The 18,221-nt window shown below is 40.2% G+C and carries 9 protein-coding genes; all 9 read right to left on the reverse strand.

Translation table 11 applies throughout. The features are described from left to right. Positions 1–26: 26 nt before the first annotated feature. The 9 genes from QNI15_RS05795 to QNI15_RS05835 all read right to left on the reverse strand — a co-directional run bounded on the left by QNI15_RS05795 (position 27) and on the right by QNI15_RS05835 (position 18,221). Complete coding sequence (locus tag QNI15_RS05795; protein ID WP_314031001.1) at positions 27–1,103, reverse strand: alpha/beta hydrolase-fold protein; 1,077 nt, start codon at positions 1,101–1,103, stop codon at positions 27–29. A 1-nt stretch (position 1,104) separates the two neighbouring features. Beyond that, complete coding sequence (locus QNI15_RS05800; RefSeq protein WP_314031002.1) at positions 1,105–2,265, reverse strand: alpha/beta hydrolase-fold protein; 1,161 nt, start codon at positions 2,263–2,265, stop codon at positions 1,105–1,107. A 35-nt stretch (positions 2,266–2,300) separates the two neighbouring features. Further along, complete coding sequence (locus QNI15_RS05805) at positions 2,301–3,179, reverse strand: alpha/beta hydrolase (protein WP_314031176.1); 879 nt, start codon at positions 3,177–3,179, stop codon at positions 2,301–2,303. Between the two features lie 167 nt (positions 3,180–3,346). Further along, the gene (locus QNI15_RS05810) at positions 3,347–4,198 is read right to left on the reverse strand and encodes a sialate O-acetylesterase (RefSeq protein ID WP_313998357.1); all 852 of its coding nucleotides are present in this window, start codon (positions 4,196–4,198) and stop codon (positions 3,347–3,349) included. A 20-nt stretch (positions 4,199–4,218) separates the two neighbouring features. Further along, positions 4,219–5,913, reverse strand: a complete 1,695-nt coding sequence (locus QNI15_RS05815) for a glycoside hydrolase family 43 protein (protein WP_313998359.1) — start codon at positions 5,911–5,913, stop codon at positions 4,219–4,221. Between the two features lie 683 nt (positions 5,914–6,596). After that, complete coding sequence (locus tag QNI15_RS05820; protein ID WP_313998361.1) at positions 6,597–8,408, reverse strand: RagB/SusD family nutrient uptake outer membrane protein; 1,812 nt, start codon at positions 8,406–8,408, stop codon at positions 6,597–6,599. 21 nt (positions 8,409–8,429) lie between these two features. Next, complete coding sequence (locus tag QNI15_RS05825) at positions 8,430–11,741, reverse strand: SusC/RagA family TonB-linked outer membrane protein (protein ID WP_313998364.1); 3,312 nt, start codon at positions 11,739–11,741, stop codon at positions 8,430–8,432. Positions 11,742–12,813: 1,072 nt separating this feature from the next. Then, positions 12,814–16,968 carry a hybrid sensor histidine kinase/response regulator transcription factor gene (locus tag QNI15_RS05830; protein ID WP_314031003.1) on the reverse strand — a complete coding sequence of 1,385 codons (4,155 nt, stop codon included), beginning with the start codon at positions 16,966–16,968 and terminating at the stop codon, positions 12,814–12,816. Positions 16,969–17,576: 608 nt separating this feature from the next. Further along, positions 17,577–18,221: a DNA-3-methyladenine glycosylase family protein gene (locus QNI15_RS05835; protein ID WP_314031004.1), complete on the reverse strand. Its 645-nt coding sequence runs from the start codon at positions 18,219–18,221 to the stop codon at positions 17,577–17,579.

Here is an 18,221-nt window from a genome sequence, read left to right on the forward strand (position 1 = left end):
CAGATGTTTAGTAAGTGGCTTATATTTTATTTAAATACTTGTTGTAAGGACTTAGCTAAGAAAAGTTTACAATTCATCCATGTATGTCCGCCAGGCACAATAAGTGGCTCTACCTTGATTTTCTTTTCTTTAAACATGGCAATGTTTTGTTTTACACTCTCATACAGAAAATCTTCAGTTCCGACACTAATAGTGAATAGTTTCACTTGTTTGTTTATCAGATCTGCATTGGGTTTCCAGTCTGTAAAGTTTTTGGTAAACTCTTCGGTTGCTGTATAGGGTGCATAGGAGCAGATATATCCAAATTTATCCGTGTTGGTAAAGCCAATGTTAAGTGTCTGTCCACCACCAACCGAAAATCCTGCTACTGCCCGATGATTGCTATCTTTGAAAACCGGATAATTTGCCTCTATAAAAGGAATAATATCCTGTGTCATGTCTTTAGTAAAATCAGGCATGGGGCTAGGGCGTACATTGCCGTAAGGCATAACAATGATCATTGGAACTGCCTTTTTCTCAGCGATCAGGTTATCGGCAATGAAGTTGGCCCGACCTACTTTGGTCCAGGTTTCTTCAGTATCAGAACCACCATGGATCAGGTATAATACCGGATATTTGGTTTTTCCATTGGGATTGAATCCGGGAGGTGTATAGACCAATAGGGTACGTGTAGTACCCAGTGTAGCAGATTTATAATACTGATAATGAATTTTGCCATGTGGCACATTTTGTAGTGAATGTACCAGAGGTGTGTTTCCGGGAATGTCTACAATACTACGCTTGAAACGTTCATTGGCAAAGATATAGGTATTGTTAGGATCCGCTACATCAACCCCATCTACCTGAAAGCTATAAGGATAGATGTCGGGGGTGATCGGGCCTACGGTTATACTCCAGATGCCGGAGGTATCTTTTGTTAAAGGTAGGGGAGAAGATAAAAATTCTCCGTTTAGTGTCACTTTTTGCGCTTGTCTGGAGAAGTAGCGAAACGTAACACGGTTGTCTGTATGTACATCAGGCGAAGAAATTGCCGGGGGGCGCTGCTGAGCCAGGGCTGATACACTAAATAAAAGTATCAGAGGTAAAAAAAGTGCTGTCTTCATTTTATCTGAATAAGAGAGGTAGTGTTTCGGTAAGGTATTTTTTTACGTTCATCCATGTGTGGCCACCATCAGTAGTAAAGCTTTTGTAGCTTACTTTCTTTGTTGTTAGATAATCCATAAACTCAACGGTACCCTTGTAGAGGAAGTCCTCTGTTCCAATGCCCAGCCAAAGCAATTTCAGTTGATTATTGGTACTGGCAGCATTGCCGCCTATTTGGCTGAAGGAACGATCCATTTCGGCAGGAGAAAGGTAAGAGGCATAAGAACACACCCAGGCAAACTTATCCATATTGCCAAATGCTGCACGAAGTGTCTGTCCTCCACCCCTTGAAAATCCGCCTATAGCCCGGCTGTCGCGACTGCTTATCGCGCGGTAATTCTTTTCAACATAGGGTACCAGATTTTTCAGCAAGTCATCCTCAAATGCTTTGGCCCGACTGACAGCATCTGGTGCATCACGGATTGTAGGATCGGCAGGTTTGGTGCCATTAGGCGACTGCTCTGCTATACGAGCTGCAATATTTCCATAGGGCATGACCACAATCATTGGCACCGCCTTTCCCTGTGCAATCAGATTGTCCAGTATCAGATTGGTATGACCTACTTTAAAAAAGGTTTCTTCTGTATCGGTAGTACCACTAATCAGATAATATACAGGATATTTTTTGGTAGGGCTTTTATCATATCCTGGAGGGGTATAAACCACAACTCTTCCTGTGGTTCCTGAAACAGATGGATAGTATTCGTAGGTTATGGTGCCATGTGTAACATTTTGCAGATCATAGAGAGCTGGTTTTTCAGAAGGCACATCCACCAGACTGGCTTTAAACCGTTCGTTGGGAAAGTAGTTGACATTGGCCGGGTCCATCACTGTTACGCCATCTACTTTAAATCCATAAGGATAGATATCAGGTTTTATAGGTCCTACGGTTACACTCCAGATACCGATAGAATCTTTAGTCATAGGGACGCCGGATGCACCAAACTGCCCTCCATCCAATAGCACCTGACGGGCAGTAGGAGCCAGGTAGCGAAATGTAATTCGTTTATCTGTGTGTACCTGTGGCGATACAACCAATGGCCCTCTAGGTGGCTGAGCAATTACCCAGCTGCAGGCAAAAAGCAAAGTCAAGGTAAAAAATTTGTAAAAATGAGAATACATAGAAACAGGTGTTAAGTAGTTCGGTTTTTAGGTGATTAGTACTTGATCCAGTTGTTACGTTTCATCCAGTCAAACAAAGGCTCCATCCATCCGGGATGATGAAAAATGAATCCATGATTGCCTTTGGGATAAATGTGCATTTCTACTTCTACCTTTTCACGCCGTAACGCTTCAAAATAGGAAATGCTATTGTCTACATCTACCACTTTGTCATCAGCAGTGTGGGTAATATAGGCAGGAGGTGTATTTTTAGTAACCTGTAATTCATTGGAAAACAGTTTGACAGACTCAGTAGATGGATCTTTACCTAAAAGATTAGTTTGGGAACCTTGATGCGTTAAGCTATCGCGCATACTGATTACTGGATATACGAGAATCTGAAAGTCAGGGCGCAGGCTAATTTGTTCCGGATTATCGATCAGTGATTTTTCAAAGTGTGTGGCTTCTATGGAGGCCAGATGTCCTCCGGCTGAAAATCCCATGATACCTATTTTGTGCGTATCTACTCCCCATTTACTGGCGTTTTCCCGAACAAACTTTATTGCTTGCTGCGCATCCTGTAGGGGACCAATCTTCTTGTCTGGCATAATTGAATCATTGGGAAGTCGATACTTTAGTACAAACGCTGCTATTCCACGCTTTACAAATTCCTTGGCTATATCAATGCCTTCGCCCTGATAGACTACTACACCATAACCACCTCCTGGAATAATCACTACACCCGTACCTGTTGCCTTGTCTTTTTCAGGCAGATAGACTTGTAGCGTAGGTTTGGTAATGCCCCGGATAATTCCGGAAGTTGCCCCAGTTTCGGTAACCTTTGAAGACTTTGTATTAGGAATCTTGGCCGGATACAAAGGCAGTACCTGTTGTGCATTCACTACCGAAGTCCATCCGAGAAACAGACTTATCATGATAAAATGACGGCTATATCTAGTCAATGTAAGCGTAAGTATATTTGTCATAGATTTGCTATTTTCTCCTTCTTTTAAATAAGATTGCCTATACTGCCAATGAAGTGTAGGCTACATTTGAAACAAGCAAGGGAAGTAGTATCTGTACTAACTAGATCCAATCACAACTAATCAACTGCCTTACTTGTATACCCCATTAAAGACAACATCTGAAAAGCATACCGCCTGCCCAGTTTACGACATCCTGCCGCATCAAAATGCAGATTGTCAGCGGCATCATTGCAACCCTTTGAGGAAATTACATAAGAATTTGGAATCACCTCTGGAAGGGTAGCAATGATTTTATTCATAGATGCACATCTGCCACCCTGATCTTCATGCACAGTTTCACCAGCCAATAAGGGTACTTTCTTTGGGTCTAACTTCAAGTCCTTTATCAGGTTATCATACACGGTTTTTACTTTTTTGGTCCATAGTGTATCATTGGTATTGGACTCTCCCTGATGTAGCAAAATGCCTTTAATCACACCTTCTTTTTGTGCCAGTCTTGCCATATCAATGAGGCGCTGATAGGGATTGCCATCATATTCTTTTACCATGGTAAGCATCCAGTCAGGGGCAGTAGCGAGGTAGTTTTGGTAACTATCTTTGTCAAACAATTCTATTTTACATCCGCCAATAGCTACGTTAATCACACCCACTTTAACTTTTTTGGGTAAATGAGCTGTCAGAGTTCTACCAAAGTAGTCAGCTGGACTTAGTCCGGTACGGCAACGACACAAAGGAGGCACTGCCGGATACCACTTGCCTTTTACTCGTCCGAGGTTGGGGCAATCCACAGCTTCGAGCACGACAAACCGATTGTCTGCCACAGTGTCTTGTGGTTCAAATGGTGGGTTCCCCTCCATATTGGATTGTCCCAAACAGAGATAAATATGAAAATCAGGATTTTGAGAAAATCCGTCTACTACCCAAAAGAGTAGGATCGCTGTCAGTATAAACCTAAAATACCTTTTCATCCGTTTACTGAATTGCACTTTTATTTTGTGTATATAGGATCTTTGCCTGCGTATTTTAAATACTTGAAAGAAGCTTTATTATCTGTTTTCTCACCAGAAGAAGTCGCATACATTCCATACACACACCCTACAAAACCACCTGCTTCTTTTGTACTTACAAACTTGGCATCTACCTTATCTTTTACCACTGACCAGCTTTTCGCATCTGTTGAGAAATAGAAACTATAGTTTTCTCCTTCAGAGACAATTCGGAGTCCTGTCTTTTTGGTCTGCATAGAAAGTGGAATTTCTGCCAGCAGTTGCATGGCTTTCTCTTTTGGGGTGCTTTTGTATAGTTCAATAACTGGTTTCTGATTTTGATTAAGAGACTGACACAAGAAATAGAAGTGGTCTTCACTCTGAAAAACCAGCAAACCTGCTTTTTCACTGGCAGAACGGGCAGCGAAACTTAACTCTGTTTCTACACTGGAATACAAATGCTGTTGTCGTTTGCCAATAAAGGAAGGATTGGCAAAATCCATACACGTTTCTGGTTTTAGTTTTAGTGTTAAGCCATTCTGTTTGGATAAGGAAAAAGAACTGCTGTCGATCGTACGCATAAACAATAATGCAGGATCAAGCTTTTTGTCAAAGGTTAGCGTATAGTGAAAGTTACCCGATTGAGGTAAAGCGCTAGGCTGTTTGACCTCCTTGTAGTTTGCAGTATAAGAATACTTTACCTCTTTGTTATCAGGATTGATAATTGGCCAATCCTCTTTCCATTCCACTGGTGCTATGAATGTTTCGCGGCCTGTATTGTAATAATCTCCAGTGTAGGGCCTTACAGCCAGAAAAATTGCATAGGTTTTTCCATCGGGCCCTTCAACAAACTGTGCATGTCCGGTAGAGGTAACAGGATCTTTACGGTCTTGAGGGAGATCTCTTTGGGTTAGAATTGGATTGTGCTCATACGGTACATACGGCCCCCAGACAGACTTGCTCCGAAAAACTACTTGCGAATGGTTTACGGAAGTTCCTCCTTCTGCTGCATAGAGATAATACCAGTCATTGCGCTTTAGAATATGAGGACCTTCAATCCAGACAGGTTTTTTACTAAGATCAACCCCTCCATTCACCAATTGTTTTTCTTCTCCAATAACTTTCAGGCTCACCGGGTCAAATTCATACATACGAATCGTCCGATGGCCTGAGTATAAAGGTTTGTTATCCGGTGCATCACTATTATAGATAATATAGGCCTTACCTGTTTCTTCAAAATACAAGGAAGGGTCAATACCCCGCACCTGTGGAATTCGTACCGGATCACTCCAAGGCCCTGCCGGATTTTTGGCAGTTACTACAAAGTTGCCATCATGATCAATATCAGTGCAGGTAACATAATAGGTTCCTTTGTAATAGCTGATAGCAGGTGCAAACAGACCACGGGTTATTCGTTCACCCATAAAGTCCATTTGGGAAGGTCTGTCAATAACATTGCCAATCTGCTTCCAGTTTTTCAGATCCTGGCTTTGGAACACTGGGATACCCGGAAAATAAGAGAACGTGGAATTGATAAGATAATAGTTCGTTCCTACTTTAACAATACTAGGGTCCGGATAAAAACCTGTCAGAATGGGATTGGTCAGTGTAATAGACTGGGCCTGCATAGAATAGCTGAGAAAAAGTGTTAACAGGCCAGAGACTAAATGCAGTAAGGTAATTCGTATTTTTTGCATGGATAGAAAAAGTGGATTGTCAGATTTAGGTTTGTAGTATTAGCAAATTAACCCTTGCTGTATGTGTCTTACCATATATTGATACGTGTGAAATTGACACATAAAGCAAAGGGTACAAATTTACACTGTTTTCCGAGGAAAGCTAGGAAATGTTATAGAAATTGTAGTTCAAATAATATTTATTAGTTTGATTTAGAAAGTACAAGGATAGATAGTGTTGTTAGAGTGCTAGGAGAGGCTTGACGCAAATTCCTATTCTATATTATTATTGATTAGAGTGCCAGTTGAGTTTGAACATACACTGTTTAAACTCGAAGGGAGGGAACATCTATAAGCAATGGTAGAAAACATTTCATTGTACTCTTGTTCAGATAACTCAGGATTGTTTTTCAAATGTATACTCAGCATACATTGTCTGACCAGGTGCATTGACTTTCTATGCTTAGGATGCGAATGACTCCACCTCTGACAAAAGATTCCAGAGGGTATCTGGGCATTACAAATCCATTCTTCCTGTGGAAATTCATTGCCATATTCTGGTTGAAAGGATAGCCTGAGATTTCTTGTATACATAGTCAGATTTTAATTGAGATAACCCCAGATAAAGAAAACTATAAATCATAATACTGCTTGTACCTAAACAGATACAAGCAGTGGCACCATCCTCTTTATTTATCGATTTATCAATATCCGGTATTCTGAGTAAATGCAGGTCCTTCTACAACCCGGTCAATTTGAGATTGTGGAATAGGACGGAGCATATGAAAATCCTGTATATACTGTCCTGCTTCCGGATTCCAGGCTTTCACACGTCTTACCAGTGAACGGGTGCGTACCAAATCAAGCCATCGTTGCCACTCCCCAAAAAACTCGCGGCTTCTCTCATCGAGAATAAAGTCAACTGTTACATCAGCAGCTGTAATAGTCATTGCTTCCGCAGCAGCTTCATTTTGGGCTGTAGTGTTGGTTTTCCGGAATGCTGCTCTTTTTCGTATTACATTAATCAAGTCAGCAGCTTTGCCTGCATTACCTGCTTTCAGGTAAGCTTCTGCACCTGTCAGATAAACATCTGCGAAACGATACAATACACACGGACGAGTAGATGGGTCGTTAAAATTGGCACCCCGACTTGGGTCCATATGTTTTTTAACAGCAGGAAAGATGTCACTCTTCCATAGACTAGGAGGCACTACAATTCCTTTGAAAGGTCGGGTTCCGACAAATTGAGGTGCACCAACTACTTCATAATCAGGTAACCAAACAGCAGTATCTACTCCTACTTTTGTCGTGAAACCAATCCCCCTCTCATTATGATCTGCTGTCGCACTTACAGTTATGGAAGTATTACTGATGTACACATCATAAAATGTTTTGGCATAGCGAGAGTCAATATCTCTGTTGGCGAATGCCTGATCCAGAAAATAATTTTTGCCTGCATTGTCACCAGAAGGCCATTTGTAACTATTAGGGCGCAAACGTTGATACGGACGACCATAGTAAGAGTCACGAATCATACCTGAAGTGCCATTATTAACCAAATTGCCAGAGGCATTTTTGTAGGAGTTGACTCCGCTGTTGTTAGGATAGTTCCAGTTGGTAAACCAGGGAGTAAGATTTTGTGCTGCTCCTCCGCCAGCAGCTCCACCTACCGTATAATAGCCATATTTAGGATCCAGCATATGATCACTGACAAACATAGTCTCTTTTCCATAATCATTAGCAGGCACAAATGCATCGCCATAATCCTGCCATAAATCCAGATCGTAATTCGATTTATTGGCAATGATATCATCACAAAGAGTTGCGGCTTGTTCGAAATCTGACTGGGTATTGTTAAGCCAGCCACGGGTGAGATAAGCCTTCGCCAGTAACAACTGGGCTACAGGTTTGGTAGCAGCTTTACCCAAAAAAGGAGTAGTCGGTTTGTCTGGTAAATCAGCAGCGGCTTCAGTCAGATCTTTGATAATAAGTTCATATACTTCCGCTACAGGTTGCCGTGAAGCAGCCTGAGAAGGTGCAGTAATGAATTCGGTATGCAGAGGTACATCACCAAACGTTTGTACCAGATAGAAATACCAGAAGCCTCTTAAAAACTTAGCCTGGGCCAGGTATTGTTTTCGTGTAGCTTCAGGTACATCAATGCTTTGGCCATATTGCAATACTCCGTTGATTGTGTTAATATCCTGAAATGCTATTCCCCAGGCAGACCCGAAGTTGCTTCCATTCAGGCCATTATAGTTAAAGACTGGACCACTGCCGCTGGCACCCGTCAGGAATTCATCTGTACCGGCCTGCATTTCCATAGTAAATCCCTCAGTTCCCCATTGTGACCGTATGTCATTATACACTCCTGCAATGCCACCCAGCACTCCTGCCGGACTGTTAAAAAAGGAAGGGACAATCTGAGACTGGGGTTTTTCATCCAGGATGCTTTCACAACCGGGGCTAAACACAAGTGCTGCCGTAAGTATAAGTAGTGCTTTAATAGGTTTCATTTCTACTAATAATTTTCCAGGTTAGAATTTGATATTTAAACCAAGTGTATATTGTCTGACAGGAGGATTGTTCATGTTTACACCAATCTGACGGCCAGGAACACCTGTTTCACTTGCGCCAGTCGGGCTAACAGTAGCATCCTGAGCATAGCTGTTGCCTTCCGGGTCCAGTACTAGTTTATCTCTAACCAAAGGTGAGTATATAATGAACGGATTCGTTAGATTCACATATAATCGTGCTGAACTTGCACCGATTTTATTGATTATGCGACTTGAAAAGGTATATCCCAGATTGATGCTTCGGCATTTGATGAATGATCCATCATAATATCCCAATGTTGAACCGAAAAAGGCAACTGCATTAGCTGCATCTGGTGCAGGAAAGGCATTGGTCGGGTTATTCTCTGTCCAGTAATCTACCTTCATTTGGTTCACACGGCTTTGGTTAAAGAAGGCAAAACCTCCTGCACCTGTAGAGTTACCTGTCAGGTAAGGCACCAATACCTTCATTCCCATCCGGGCATATAGAACAATAGAGGCATCAAAGTTTTTGTAGCTAAACCGATTGGTGAAACCTCCTTCCCATTTAGGTTGAAAATTTCCAATGATCTGACGATCTTTGGCATCGATCTTATTGTCACCATTTATATCCTCAACTCTGATTTGTCCCGGATACTGAACGGGCGAGGTTTGTTTGGCCAATGTACCGTCTTCAGCATCTTTTGTTTGCCAGATCCCAATCTTTTTGTAATCATAAATAACTGTCAGTGGCTGACCTACAAACCAGCCTGCACCTACGTTTGACTGCTCCTGTGGCGTAGTAAGCTGAGTGATTTTTTCGCGGTTAAAGAAATAGGTAACATCTGCACTCCAGTTAAATCCATTAGGATTCTTAAGAATTTCAAAGGTCAGCGATGTTTCCAAACCTTTACCTTCTGTCTTTCCAAGATTTTTTAAGGTAGATCCAGCTCCGTTACTAGGAGGAAGTGGAACTGACAAAAGAATGTCCTTTGTTTTCTGATGATAGTAATCTACTGAACCCGTAACTCGGTTATTAAATAAGCCAAATTCCAGTCCAATATCTATTTGTGAAGTAGATTGCCAACCCAGGCCAGTAGCTGGAAGGCTGGTTACTGTATAGGCTAGTTGTTGTCCTGGGGTGCTAGTACCAAAGTTGTAATATCCTGTCGATAATGCGCCCAGAGTCGCATAGGCTCCTACGTTTCTGTTTCCTGAAATACCCCAACCTCCTCTTAGTTTCAGGTTGGAAATGAATCGCACACCCTTCATAAAATTCTCATCACTGATATTCCATCCTAAACCAATGGATGGGTAGTTGAAATACTGATTGCCTTTGGAAAGTGTAGAGGAACCATCCCTTCTCATAGTAAGAGTTAACAGATACCGGTCATTGTAACTGTAGTTAAAACGACCCATATAGGAAAGCAAACCAGTTTCTGCAAATGAATTACCAAAATCTGAATTGGCAACAGGTTGTCCAGACGCAAGGGCAAAATTTCCTGTTTTAATATAATCGGCTGGAACCCCACGTACTGTAAAGCGGCTACCTAGTGAATGATTTTTTGTGATCTCATATAAGGCAGTAAATCCTATTTTATGTTTAGCCGCAATAACCTTATCATAGTATAACAGGTGCTGGAAGTTTAGATCCCAGTATTCCGTATTGCTGATTTCAGCACTGGATGAAGACTGAACAGTTGCCGTATTGAAATAGGTATTAGGGCCTGCGTATCCATTGTAATTGGATTGACTAAAGTTGATACCCGCGTTGAAGCGATACCGTAGACCCTCTATGATATTTACCTCTCCATATAAACTGTTAAAGGTTCGAAGCGAGCGGGTACGTCCCAAGATGGCATCACTTCTGGTAATAATAGTCATTGGGTTTATCTGTGCCGCGTCAATGGAGCCTGCAGCAGGATTTATATTTAAAGTGCCATCCGTATTGTATACTGGTGCCAATGGTGTTAACCGTACCAATCCTGAAGGAATACCACCACCACCTGGGTTATTCTGATAGGTAACATTATTCAGCGTATTTAATCCAATCTTAACATGCTTGCCAATTTTCTGATCAATGGTTGCACGCAGGGAATATCTTTCAAAGTTCTGATTAGGAATAATGCCTGTTTCACGAAAATATCCTGCTCCCAGAGCATATTGGGTATTTTCTGCTCCTCCCTGCAAACTTAGCTGATGATTGGTCATATACCCTTGTTTGTAGATCAGATCTTGCCAGTCAGTAGAAATACCGGCCGCTAGTGCATCTTTTTCTGCCTGTGTTAGTAGATACCCTGATGTTCCAGGGTTGGTGCGGTTGTATTTGGCTGCATCTTCTTTGAAGCGGGCATATTCTTCACCATTCATGATATTATACTTACCATAAATACTAGTTACACCATGGTAGCCATCATAACTTAATACAGGCTTACCTACTTTACCCCGTTTGGTTGTAATTAATATTACACCGCCAGCCCCTCTGGAGCCATAAATAGCAGTAGCAGAAGCATCTTTCAGGATCTCAAGACTGGCAATATCATCCGGGTTGATATCGTTCAGTCCTCCATACGGAATTCCGTCTACCACAACCAATGGCCCATCCAGTGCATCACTGGAGCCTTGGTTAGTTGTCAACGTCCTGTTTCCCCTAATACGGATTTGACCTTGTGAGCCAGGAGTTGAGCCATTGCTTATAATTGATACACCTGCAGCACGACCTTTTAACTGGTTTATCAGATTGGGTGCAGGTACTTCTTTGAGAGTAGCTTCACTGACAGAGGTCACTGCTCCGGTAACATCACGCTTTCGCTGAGAGCCATAGCCAACTACTACCACTTCATCCAGTGTTTTCAGATCTGGAATCAACGTAACATTGACTACTTGTTTGGCTCCTACAGGTACTTCCTCCGTCACATAACCGATCATTGAGAAGACCAGCACTACCTGAGCATTTTCTTCAATCGCAATCTTATAATTTCCCTTCTCATCCGTAACCGTTCCACGAGTAGTTGATTTTACCTGAACTGACACTCCTGGTAATCCTTCTCCTTTATCGTCTGTAACCTGACCAGTGATTTGTATTTCGAATGGTTTAACTTTCTGACTATTCTTTGAGAAAAATGTTCCTTCTTCTGTATGAGGAAGATTATTTCCAGGGCTGAATGATCGATATGTGTGCCCATTGGAAGGAGGATTTGTTGTTCTCCCCAAAACATGGGATATAGGGCTCACTGAAAATAATAGTAAAAATGACAGACTACTCATTTTTACTATTCTGAATCGATGATTTCGTTTTCGTAAAAGATACTGCATAGATTATTAATTTTCGTTTCAAGTGTTATTTTTTCAAATACTATCCTACCAACTAAAAAGGTCTTTTTTTTGCTATAAAAAGTAACTCACCATTTATAGTTGATGTGTCAGAAAAGTTGAAGAGGAAATACGTTTATCATAAAACTTATCTTATTGTGAACCGGTGAACCTACCAATACTATGATTGAATCATATCTAGTTTATATATTTTTAAGGAGCTGGATTGATAGAATAAGTAGAAATACGTTGCTTGGTTTTGTTAAATTATTTCATGGAATTACACTAATATTCTTACAAACCTCTCATTTTTTGCCACAGAAGAGTATAATTATTTGGTCAAATACTATAACAAATGATGTAAAGAGGAGGGAAATTAGCTAAAGTGGTATGTTTTCAGCTCGACTTAGTGTGTGAATAAATTTCTGATGGATTATTCTCTCCACTATCTTAATCTAGATCATTCAACTGCTTACTTTAGTTGAGTTAAAAAGTAGTATGCAGATAATGCAACAAAGTCTATAACTATAGTACAGCTATTTGTAGTATCGTAAAGTTAGTCCTTACCTAGAGCTTATAAAAAGAAGGAAGCACACTTATTATGGAAAAGATATTGACAGAACAGCGCAACATAAGACGAATTCCTAATTTTAGGCTTTACTAAGTTGCTTTGTTGTGGAGCATAGTTTTGTTTCACTAAATGACACGATTGGTAGTAGCATCACAGAAGGTTTGCTCATTATTTACGTCATTCAGTAACTTGCGGTGAATTCCGATCAGATTTTGTTTTTGCGGTGAGTTGTGCGCAACAGAAAAAATGATCGGAATACTGATCAAAATAAAAATTGCGATGAGTTATGCATAACATAAAAAGTGATCAGAGTTTTGTTCAAACGCAAATGTGCATTGAACAAAATGCAAGTTGCTCATTGCTCAGACGATTTACCTTACGTTTTCGAAAAATATTTTGCGGTAAATTATACGTATAAAAACAGCTGGTAAATGCTACAGGCTTTTGCTAAAATTTGAGATGACTTATGGTTGTTAAAATATCTACCTGTTTTGAGGTAGATATTTAAGAAGCTTTAAGATATTCGGAAGGTGGCTTTCCATAATGTTCCTTAAAGCTTTTGGTAAAATAGGCTGGAGAGGTAAATCCAGTCAGATAGGCTATTTCTGCCAGCGAATGTTTTTTGGTTTCCATAAGCTTTAGTGCTTCTTTGAGCCGAATAATACGTATAAACTCAATAACAGAAGTACCGGTCAATGCTTTTAGTTTACGGTACATGTTACTTCGACTCAGATTAACCGACTCGGCCAATCCTTCTACACTCAGGTTACTGTCTGTTAGGTTTTGTAAGATGTAGCCTATTACCTTCTGTAAAAACTGTTCATCGAGTTCATTGTCTGCTAATCGGTTTGGTCTCAGGTATACATCCTGACTGAAATGTGCATATAGTTCCCTTCGGGAATGAATCAGCTGATGGATTTGTACAAGGAGAAGTTGCGTATTAAATGGTTTGGTTACATATACATCCGCACCATTTTCAACCCCTGCAATCTGATCGCTGACAGATGTTTTAGCTGTGAGTAACAGGACTGGGATATGAGAAATGCGCATGTCTGTTTTCACTTTCTGACACAAGTCAATCCCCCCACAGCGTGGCATAAGAATATCGCTTATAATTAAATCCGGTATTTGTTCTGTGGCCAGTCGAAATCCAGCATCACCGTCTGCAGCTTCTAGTATGCGATACTCTTCTGAAAGGATTGCAGCCAGATATTTTCTTAATTCCGCATTGTCCTCTACAATCAGAATAACAGGTGCCTGAGCTGCAGTGTCACGAGTAGAGGTCATACTCGATAGAGGAATAATTCGGGAGGAGTTAATCTCTGGTGCCTTTGGGATCTCAGATGTAATCTCAGCTACAGCACCAGTTGTATTGCATTGAATTGGATCTGTATTATTGGTTATAATCTCATGAGACTCAAAATGTGCATTTCCTAACGGCAACAGAACTTCAAAACAAGTTCTGATCCCTTTTTCACTACTTACCTGAATAATCCCATGATGTAGTTCGACGAGGTTTTTGACCAGCGCCAGTCCAATGCCTGTACCAGTATTGTATTGTGTTTCATCTTCCGGACTCTGAAAGAAGCGATCAAAAATTTTGCCGATATATTCCTTTCCAATGCCACTTCCATTGTCAGCTACCCAAAGTCGGATATGTTCAGATGAATAGGAGAGGGGATGCTTATTTTCTACCAGATCAACTTTTGTCTGAATTAGCTCAACTCCTACCTGAATTGTCCCTCGTTCCGGAGTATACTTAAATGCGTTAGATATCAGGTTAAGGACTATCTTCTCCATTTTGTTTTTGTCAAACCAGGCTTCAATTGTCTGGGTCGGATATACAAACTGATAATCAATTTGCCGTTGGCGGGCTTGTTCTGCAAAGAGAGTATACCATGCCTGAGTGCATCGGCAAATGTCTTCTTTCTGGACACGTATCTTCAGTTTACTCTCTTCCAGCTTGGAAAAATCCATTAGCTCATTGACTAGTCCATTTAGCCGTTCAGCATGCGTATAAACCAGTCTTATTTTGTCTTTTACTTCTCCTTCTACCTGGCCATGGGAAATAATCTGCTCCAATGGTGAGAGAATTAGCGTCAGAGGTGTTCGCAATTCGTGAGAAACATTGGTAAAGAATTGTTCCTTCATTCGGTTCAATTCTTCCTGTTTGGCATGGGTAAGTTGCTCCATTTCTAATTTTTGTGCCTGGGCTATCTGATTCATTTTTAGCTTTATGAATGTCCAAAGCAAAGCAGAGAACAATAATATATAGAGCATATATGCCCATTTGGTTGCCCAAATAGGAGGAAGGATAGTGATTTGCAAAGTAGTAGGTGTCTTATTCCATATGCCTTCATTATTAGATCCTTTTACCTTAAAAAGGTAGGTACCAGCATCCAGATTTGTATAGGTAGCTATGCGTTGGGTACCTGCTTGGTTCCATTCCGTGTCAAAGCCTTCAAGCATATAGGCATACTGATTTTTGGAGGAATGTGTAAAATTGAGAGCCACAAATTCGATAGAAAAGGAAGTTTGCTTATGGGTAAGAGTGATATGTGTGGTTTCAGAGATACTTTTCTCTAGAGGAGACCCTGGCTGTCCAATTTTTGCTGGAGTGTTAAATAGGTTAAATCCTGTAATGTATACAGGTGGAACTATGTGATTGGTTGTCATCCGGGTTGGTAAAAAAGAACTTATACCATTGTTACCTCCCAAAAAAAACTCTCCATTACTCATCTGAATAAAGGCATTTGGATAGAACTCATTGGTTACGAGCCCATCTTCCTTAAAGTAGTTTTTAAAGTAGCTTTTGGAAGGATTGAACATAGACAATCCTTTATTGGTACTAATCCACAAATTTCCAGCTGGATCTTCAACAATCCCTCTGATTGTGCTACCAGGTAGTCCATTTTCTTTGGTAAAAACGGTAAAACTGCCATTTTCAGGATGAAACAGATTCAAATCATCCATTGTTCCAATCCACAGATTGCCTTTGCGATCTTCAAATAATGTGTTGATAGCAAAAGAACTTCCTCCTTTTCTAGGATCCGCATTATATAAATATTCTTGAAACGAATACTTGCCTTCCTTTTCTGGTTTCATGCAAATTAATCCATATAAAGTTCCGACCCAGAGTTGCCCTTGCTTATCCTGCAAAAGAGCACTTATATAAGCCGATTTATTCAGATGCGTTTTATTGCTCTCATCCAGCACCTGTACAAAACAATCTTTATCCGATTTGTACACAAACAATCCATTTCCTGAAGTGCCTGCCCAAATCTGCCCAGCCTTGTCTTCATAGAGAGTACTGATATTGTATCGTTTATTTTTCAATACTCCATCAAACCGATAATTGTTAAGTCTAGTACCATTTCTGGTATAATGATCTACTCCGGCACCCCAACTACCTAGCCATAAGGTATGACGGGAATCATATAAAATTGACAGAATGGCTTTGCTGGATAAAGAGGCATTCACAATCGGTTCTGTGAATTGCCGGTTTTGTGTATTAAAATAATTGATACCCCCTCCATCTGTGGCAATCCACAAATTCCCTGTTTCATCTTCTGCAAACGATCTGACCTGATTGTTTACCAGTGTTTGCTTGCTGAAAGCATTACGTTGATACGATTGAAACTTCTCTGCATGTGCATCATAAATGTTTAATCCTTTGTAATAGGTTCCTATCCAGAGCAATCCATTATTATCTTCATAAAGTGACCAGATCGAGTTACTGCTTAGACTCTGTGGATTACCTTCTTCTGATTTATATTGAACAAACGTATCTGATTCTGGCAGGAGATAGTTCAGTCCACCGTTTTCAGTGCCAACCCAAAGTCCTCCCTTTTGATCCAATAAAAGAGAAAGCACAATATCATTGCTGAGAGAGCCCGCCAGTTTGTTTTTTCTGAAATGTTGGAAATAATATGTATTCTGGTTTTTTACTAGCTTGTTTAAACCTCCTCCATAGGTACCAATCCATATGGAACCTTGAGCATCTATTGTCAAACTGCTGATCGCATTATTACTTAACTTAGAGGATAGATTAGCATCAGACACAAAATGAGTGAATTGTTTACTCTTAGCCTCTAATCTATCCAATCCATCACGGGTGCCAATCCATAGATTGCCTTCACGATCAGCAATAATAGCCTTTACAAAGTCAGAGCAAATAGAGTGTGGATTGGATGGATTATAAGTAAAGTGAGTGAGCTTACTGGTACGTTGATCATACATAAACAAACCATCTCCTGCTGTGCCAATCCAGATATTATCTTTTTGGTCACAGAATAAGGCTCTTACATTTAAGGTATCTGTTCTGCCCAGACCAGGTACAAGTTCAAAACGGTCTTTATCCCTATTATAAATGTTTAGTCCATTGCTGGTACCTACCCACAGTTTGTGGGATTTGTCTTCTATAATAGCTCCGATTACGTTATGGCTGATGGTTCGTATACCAGCCAGATTGTGTTCATAAACAACAAAATCAGATCCGTCATATCGATTCAATCCACTATAAGTCCCAATCCACATATACCCTTTGTAATCTTTCAGCATACAGGTAATGACTTGATTGGATAATCCTTCCTGTAATGACTGAAATGTAATATGAGGATCTGCTTTTGCCACCACAATATGACAAACAAATTGACACACTAGCCAAAAAGTTATTTTGGGTATATAATTAAATAACAGGTCATAGATCAATTTGAGCATATCAACTGATAAATAAAGAGTAGGTTTATGAATCTATGAGAAATGAAGAATTTACAGAATATATATGTGTGTAAGTGACACATAAAATTGACAGATGTAAATATAGGATTTTTATACTTAACTGTAAATAGTCCTATAAAATATTATCCAAGTAATATAGTTGTTGACCAAGATAAGAGTACAATCTTTCCCTTAGCCAAGTTTATTTGTTTAGCTGCAGCCATACTTACTAAGAAGAGGTACTAGAACATCCATCTAAAAAGTTAAGACAGAAGAGGTGTTATGCTGGAGAATATTGAAAAATATAAAATATTTCCTTGCTAATCTGAATGCTATAATCCTGATCTTAGGTCAGAAGTCAATCTAAGCTATATGTACAATGATAATAATTAGCATTTAAAACGAGTGAAGAATATTAGTACTGACTTTTATGAGGATAGTTTATTTGTGAAAATTAAAAGTTCATTTAGAAAGGTATGGATATGTACGGTTTTACTATTTTTTCTTTGGTGTTTCTTCTGCTTGTATGAATTTTAAGGGATACTGTCTTATATGATAGGTGCCATTTTTTTTCCTTTGGCAGACAGATAATAATGCCAAAGCATCATACACGCGATGGATCGAAATGGCTTCCAGTTTATACTTATTTTAAGGATTTCTTCTTTTGTTGTAGAACTAGGGAGTTTTTTGAGGGTCTTTACTGCATTTACAGCGGCTAGATCACCAATCGGAAAAATATCTGTTCGTTGAAGTGCAAACATCAAATACACATCTATCGTCCAATTTCCGATACCCTTTAAACCGATGAGTACTTTCCGGACCTGATCGTCGGACATACCTGCAAATTCTTCGAGATGAATTTTTTCGTCTTTGATTGCTTGAGCTAGTCCCCTTATATATCCCATCTTTTGCCGACTGACAAAACAAGCCCTCATCTGCTGATCAGTGAGGCAAAGAATCGACTCTGGTGTGATCATTTGTGTTGTCACTTTGAGTTTATTTAACGCCGCCAGTGCAGAGGCGAGTGAAACCTGTTGCTCAAGGATTATATGTACAAGTGTCTCAAACGTATTTTTTCGCGTCCACATGGGAGGATAGCCATTCAAGTCCAGAATAGATCTTAGTTCAGCATCGTGGCCAGCTAAATGATCACATAACTGGTGATAGTTGGTCAGATTGAAAGTTATTAACAC

The organism is Xanthocytophaga flava (genome assembly GCF_030068545.1).
In the GTDB taxonomy this organism is placed as follows: domain Bacteria; phylum Bacteroidota; class Bacteroidia; order Cytophagales; family 172606-1; genus Xanthocytophaga; species Xanthocytophaga flava.

Coding starts and splice junctions, on each gene's coding strand:
- QNI15_RS05805 (WP_314031176.1), bottom strand. CDS start 3,179: ATGATAAGTCTGTTTCTCGGATGGACTTCGGTAGTGAATGCACAACAG.
- QNI15_RS05795 (WP_314031001.1), bottom strand. CDS start 1,103: ATGAAGACAGCACTTTTTTTACCTCTGATACTTTTATTTAGTGTATCA.
- QNI15_RS05815 (WP_313998359.1), bottom strand. CDS start 5,913: ATGCAAAAAATACGAATTACCTTACTGCATTTAGTCTCTGGCCTGTTA.
- QNI15_RS05810 (WP_313998357.1), bottom strand. CDS start 4,198: ATGAAAAGGTATTTTAGGTTTATACTGACAGCGATCCTACTCTTTTGG.
- QNI15_RS05820 (WP_313998361.1), bottom strand. CDS start 8,408: ATGAAACCTATTAAAGCACTACTTATACTTACGGCAGCACTTGTGTTT.
- QNI15_RS05825 (WP_313998364.1), bottom strand. CDS start 11,741: ATGCAGTATCTTTTACGAAAACGAAATCATCGATTCAGAATAGTAAAA.
- QNI15_RS05800 (WP_314031002.1), bottom strand. CDS start 2,265: ATGTATTCTCATTTTTACAAATTTTTTACCTTGACTTTGCTTTTTGCC.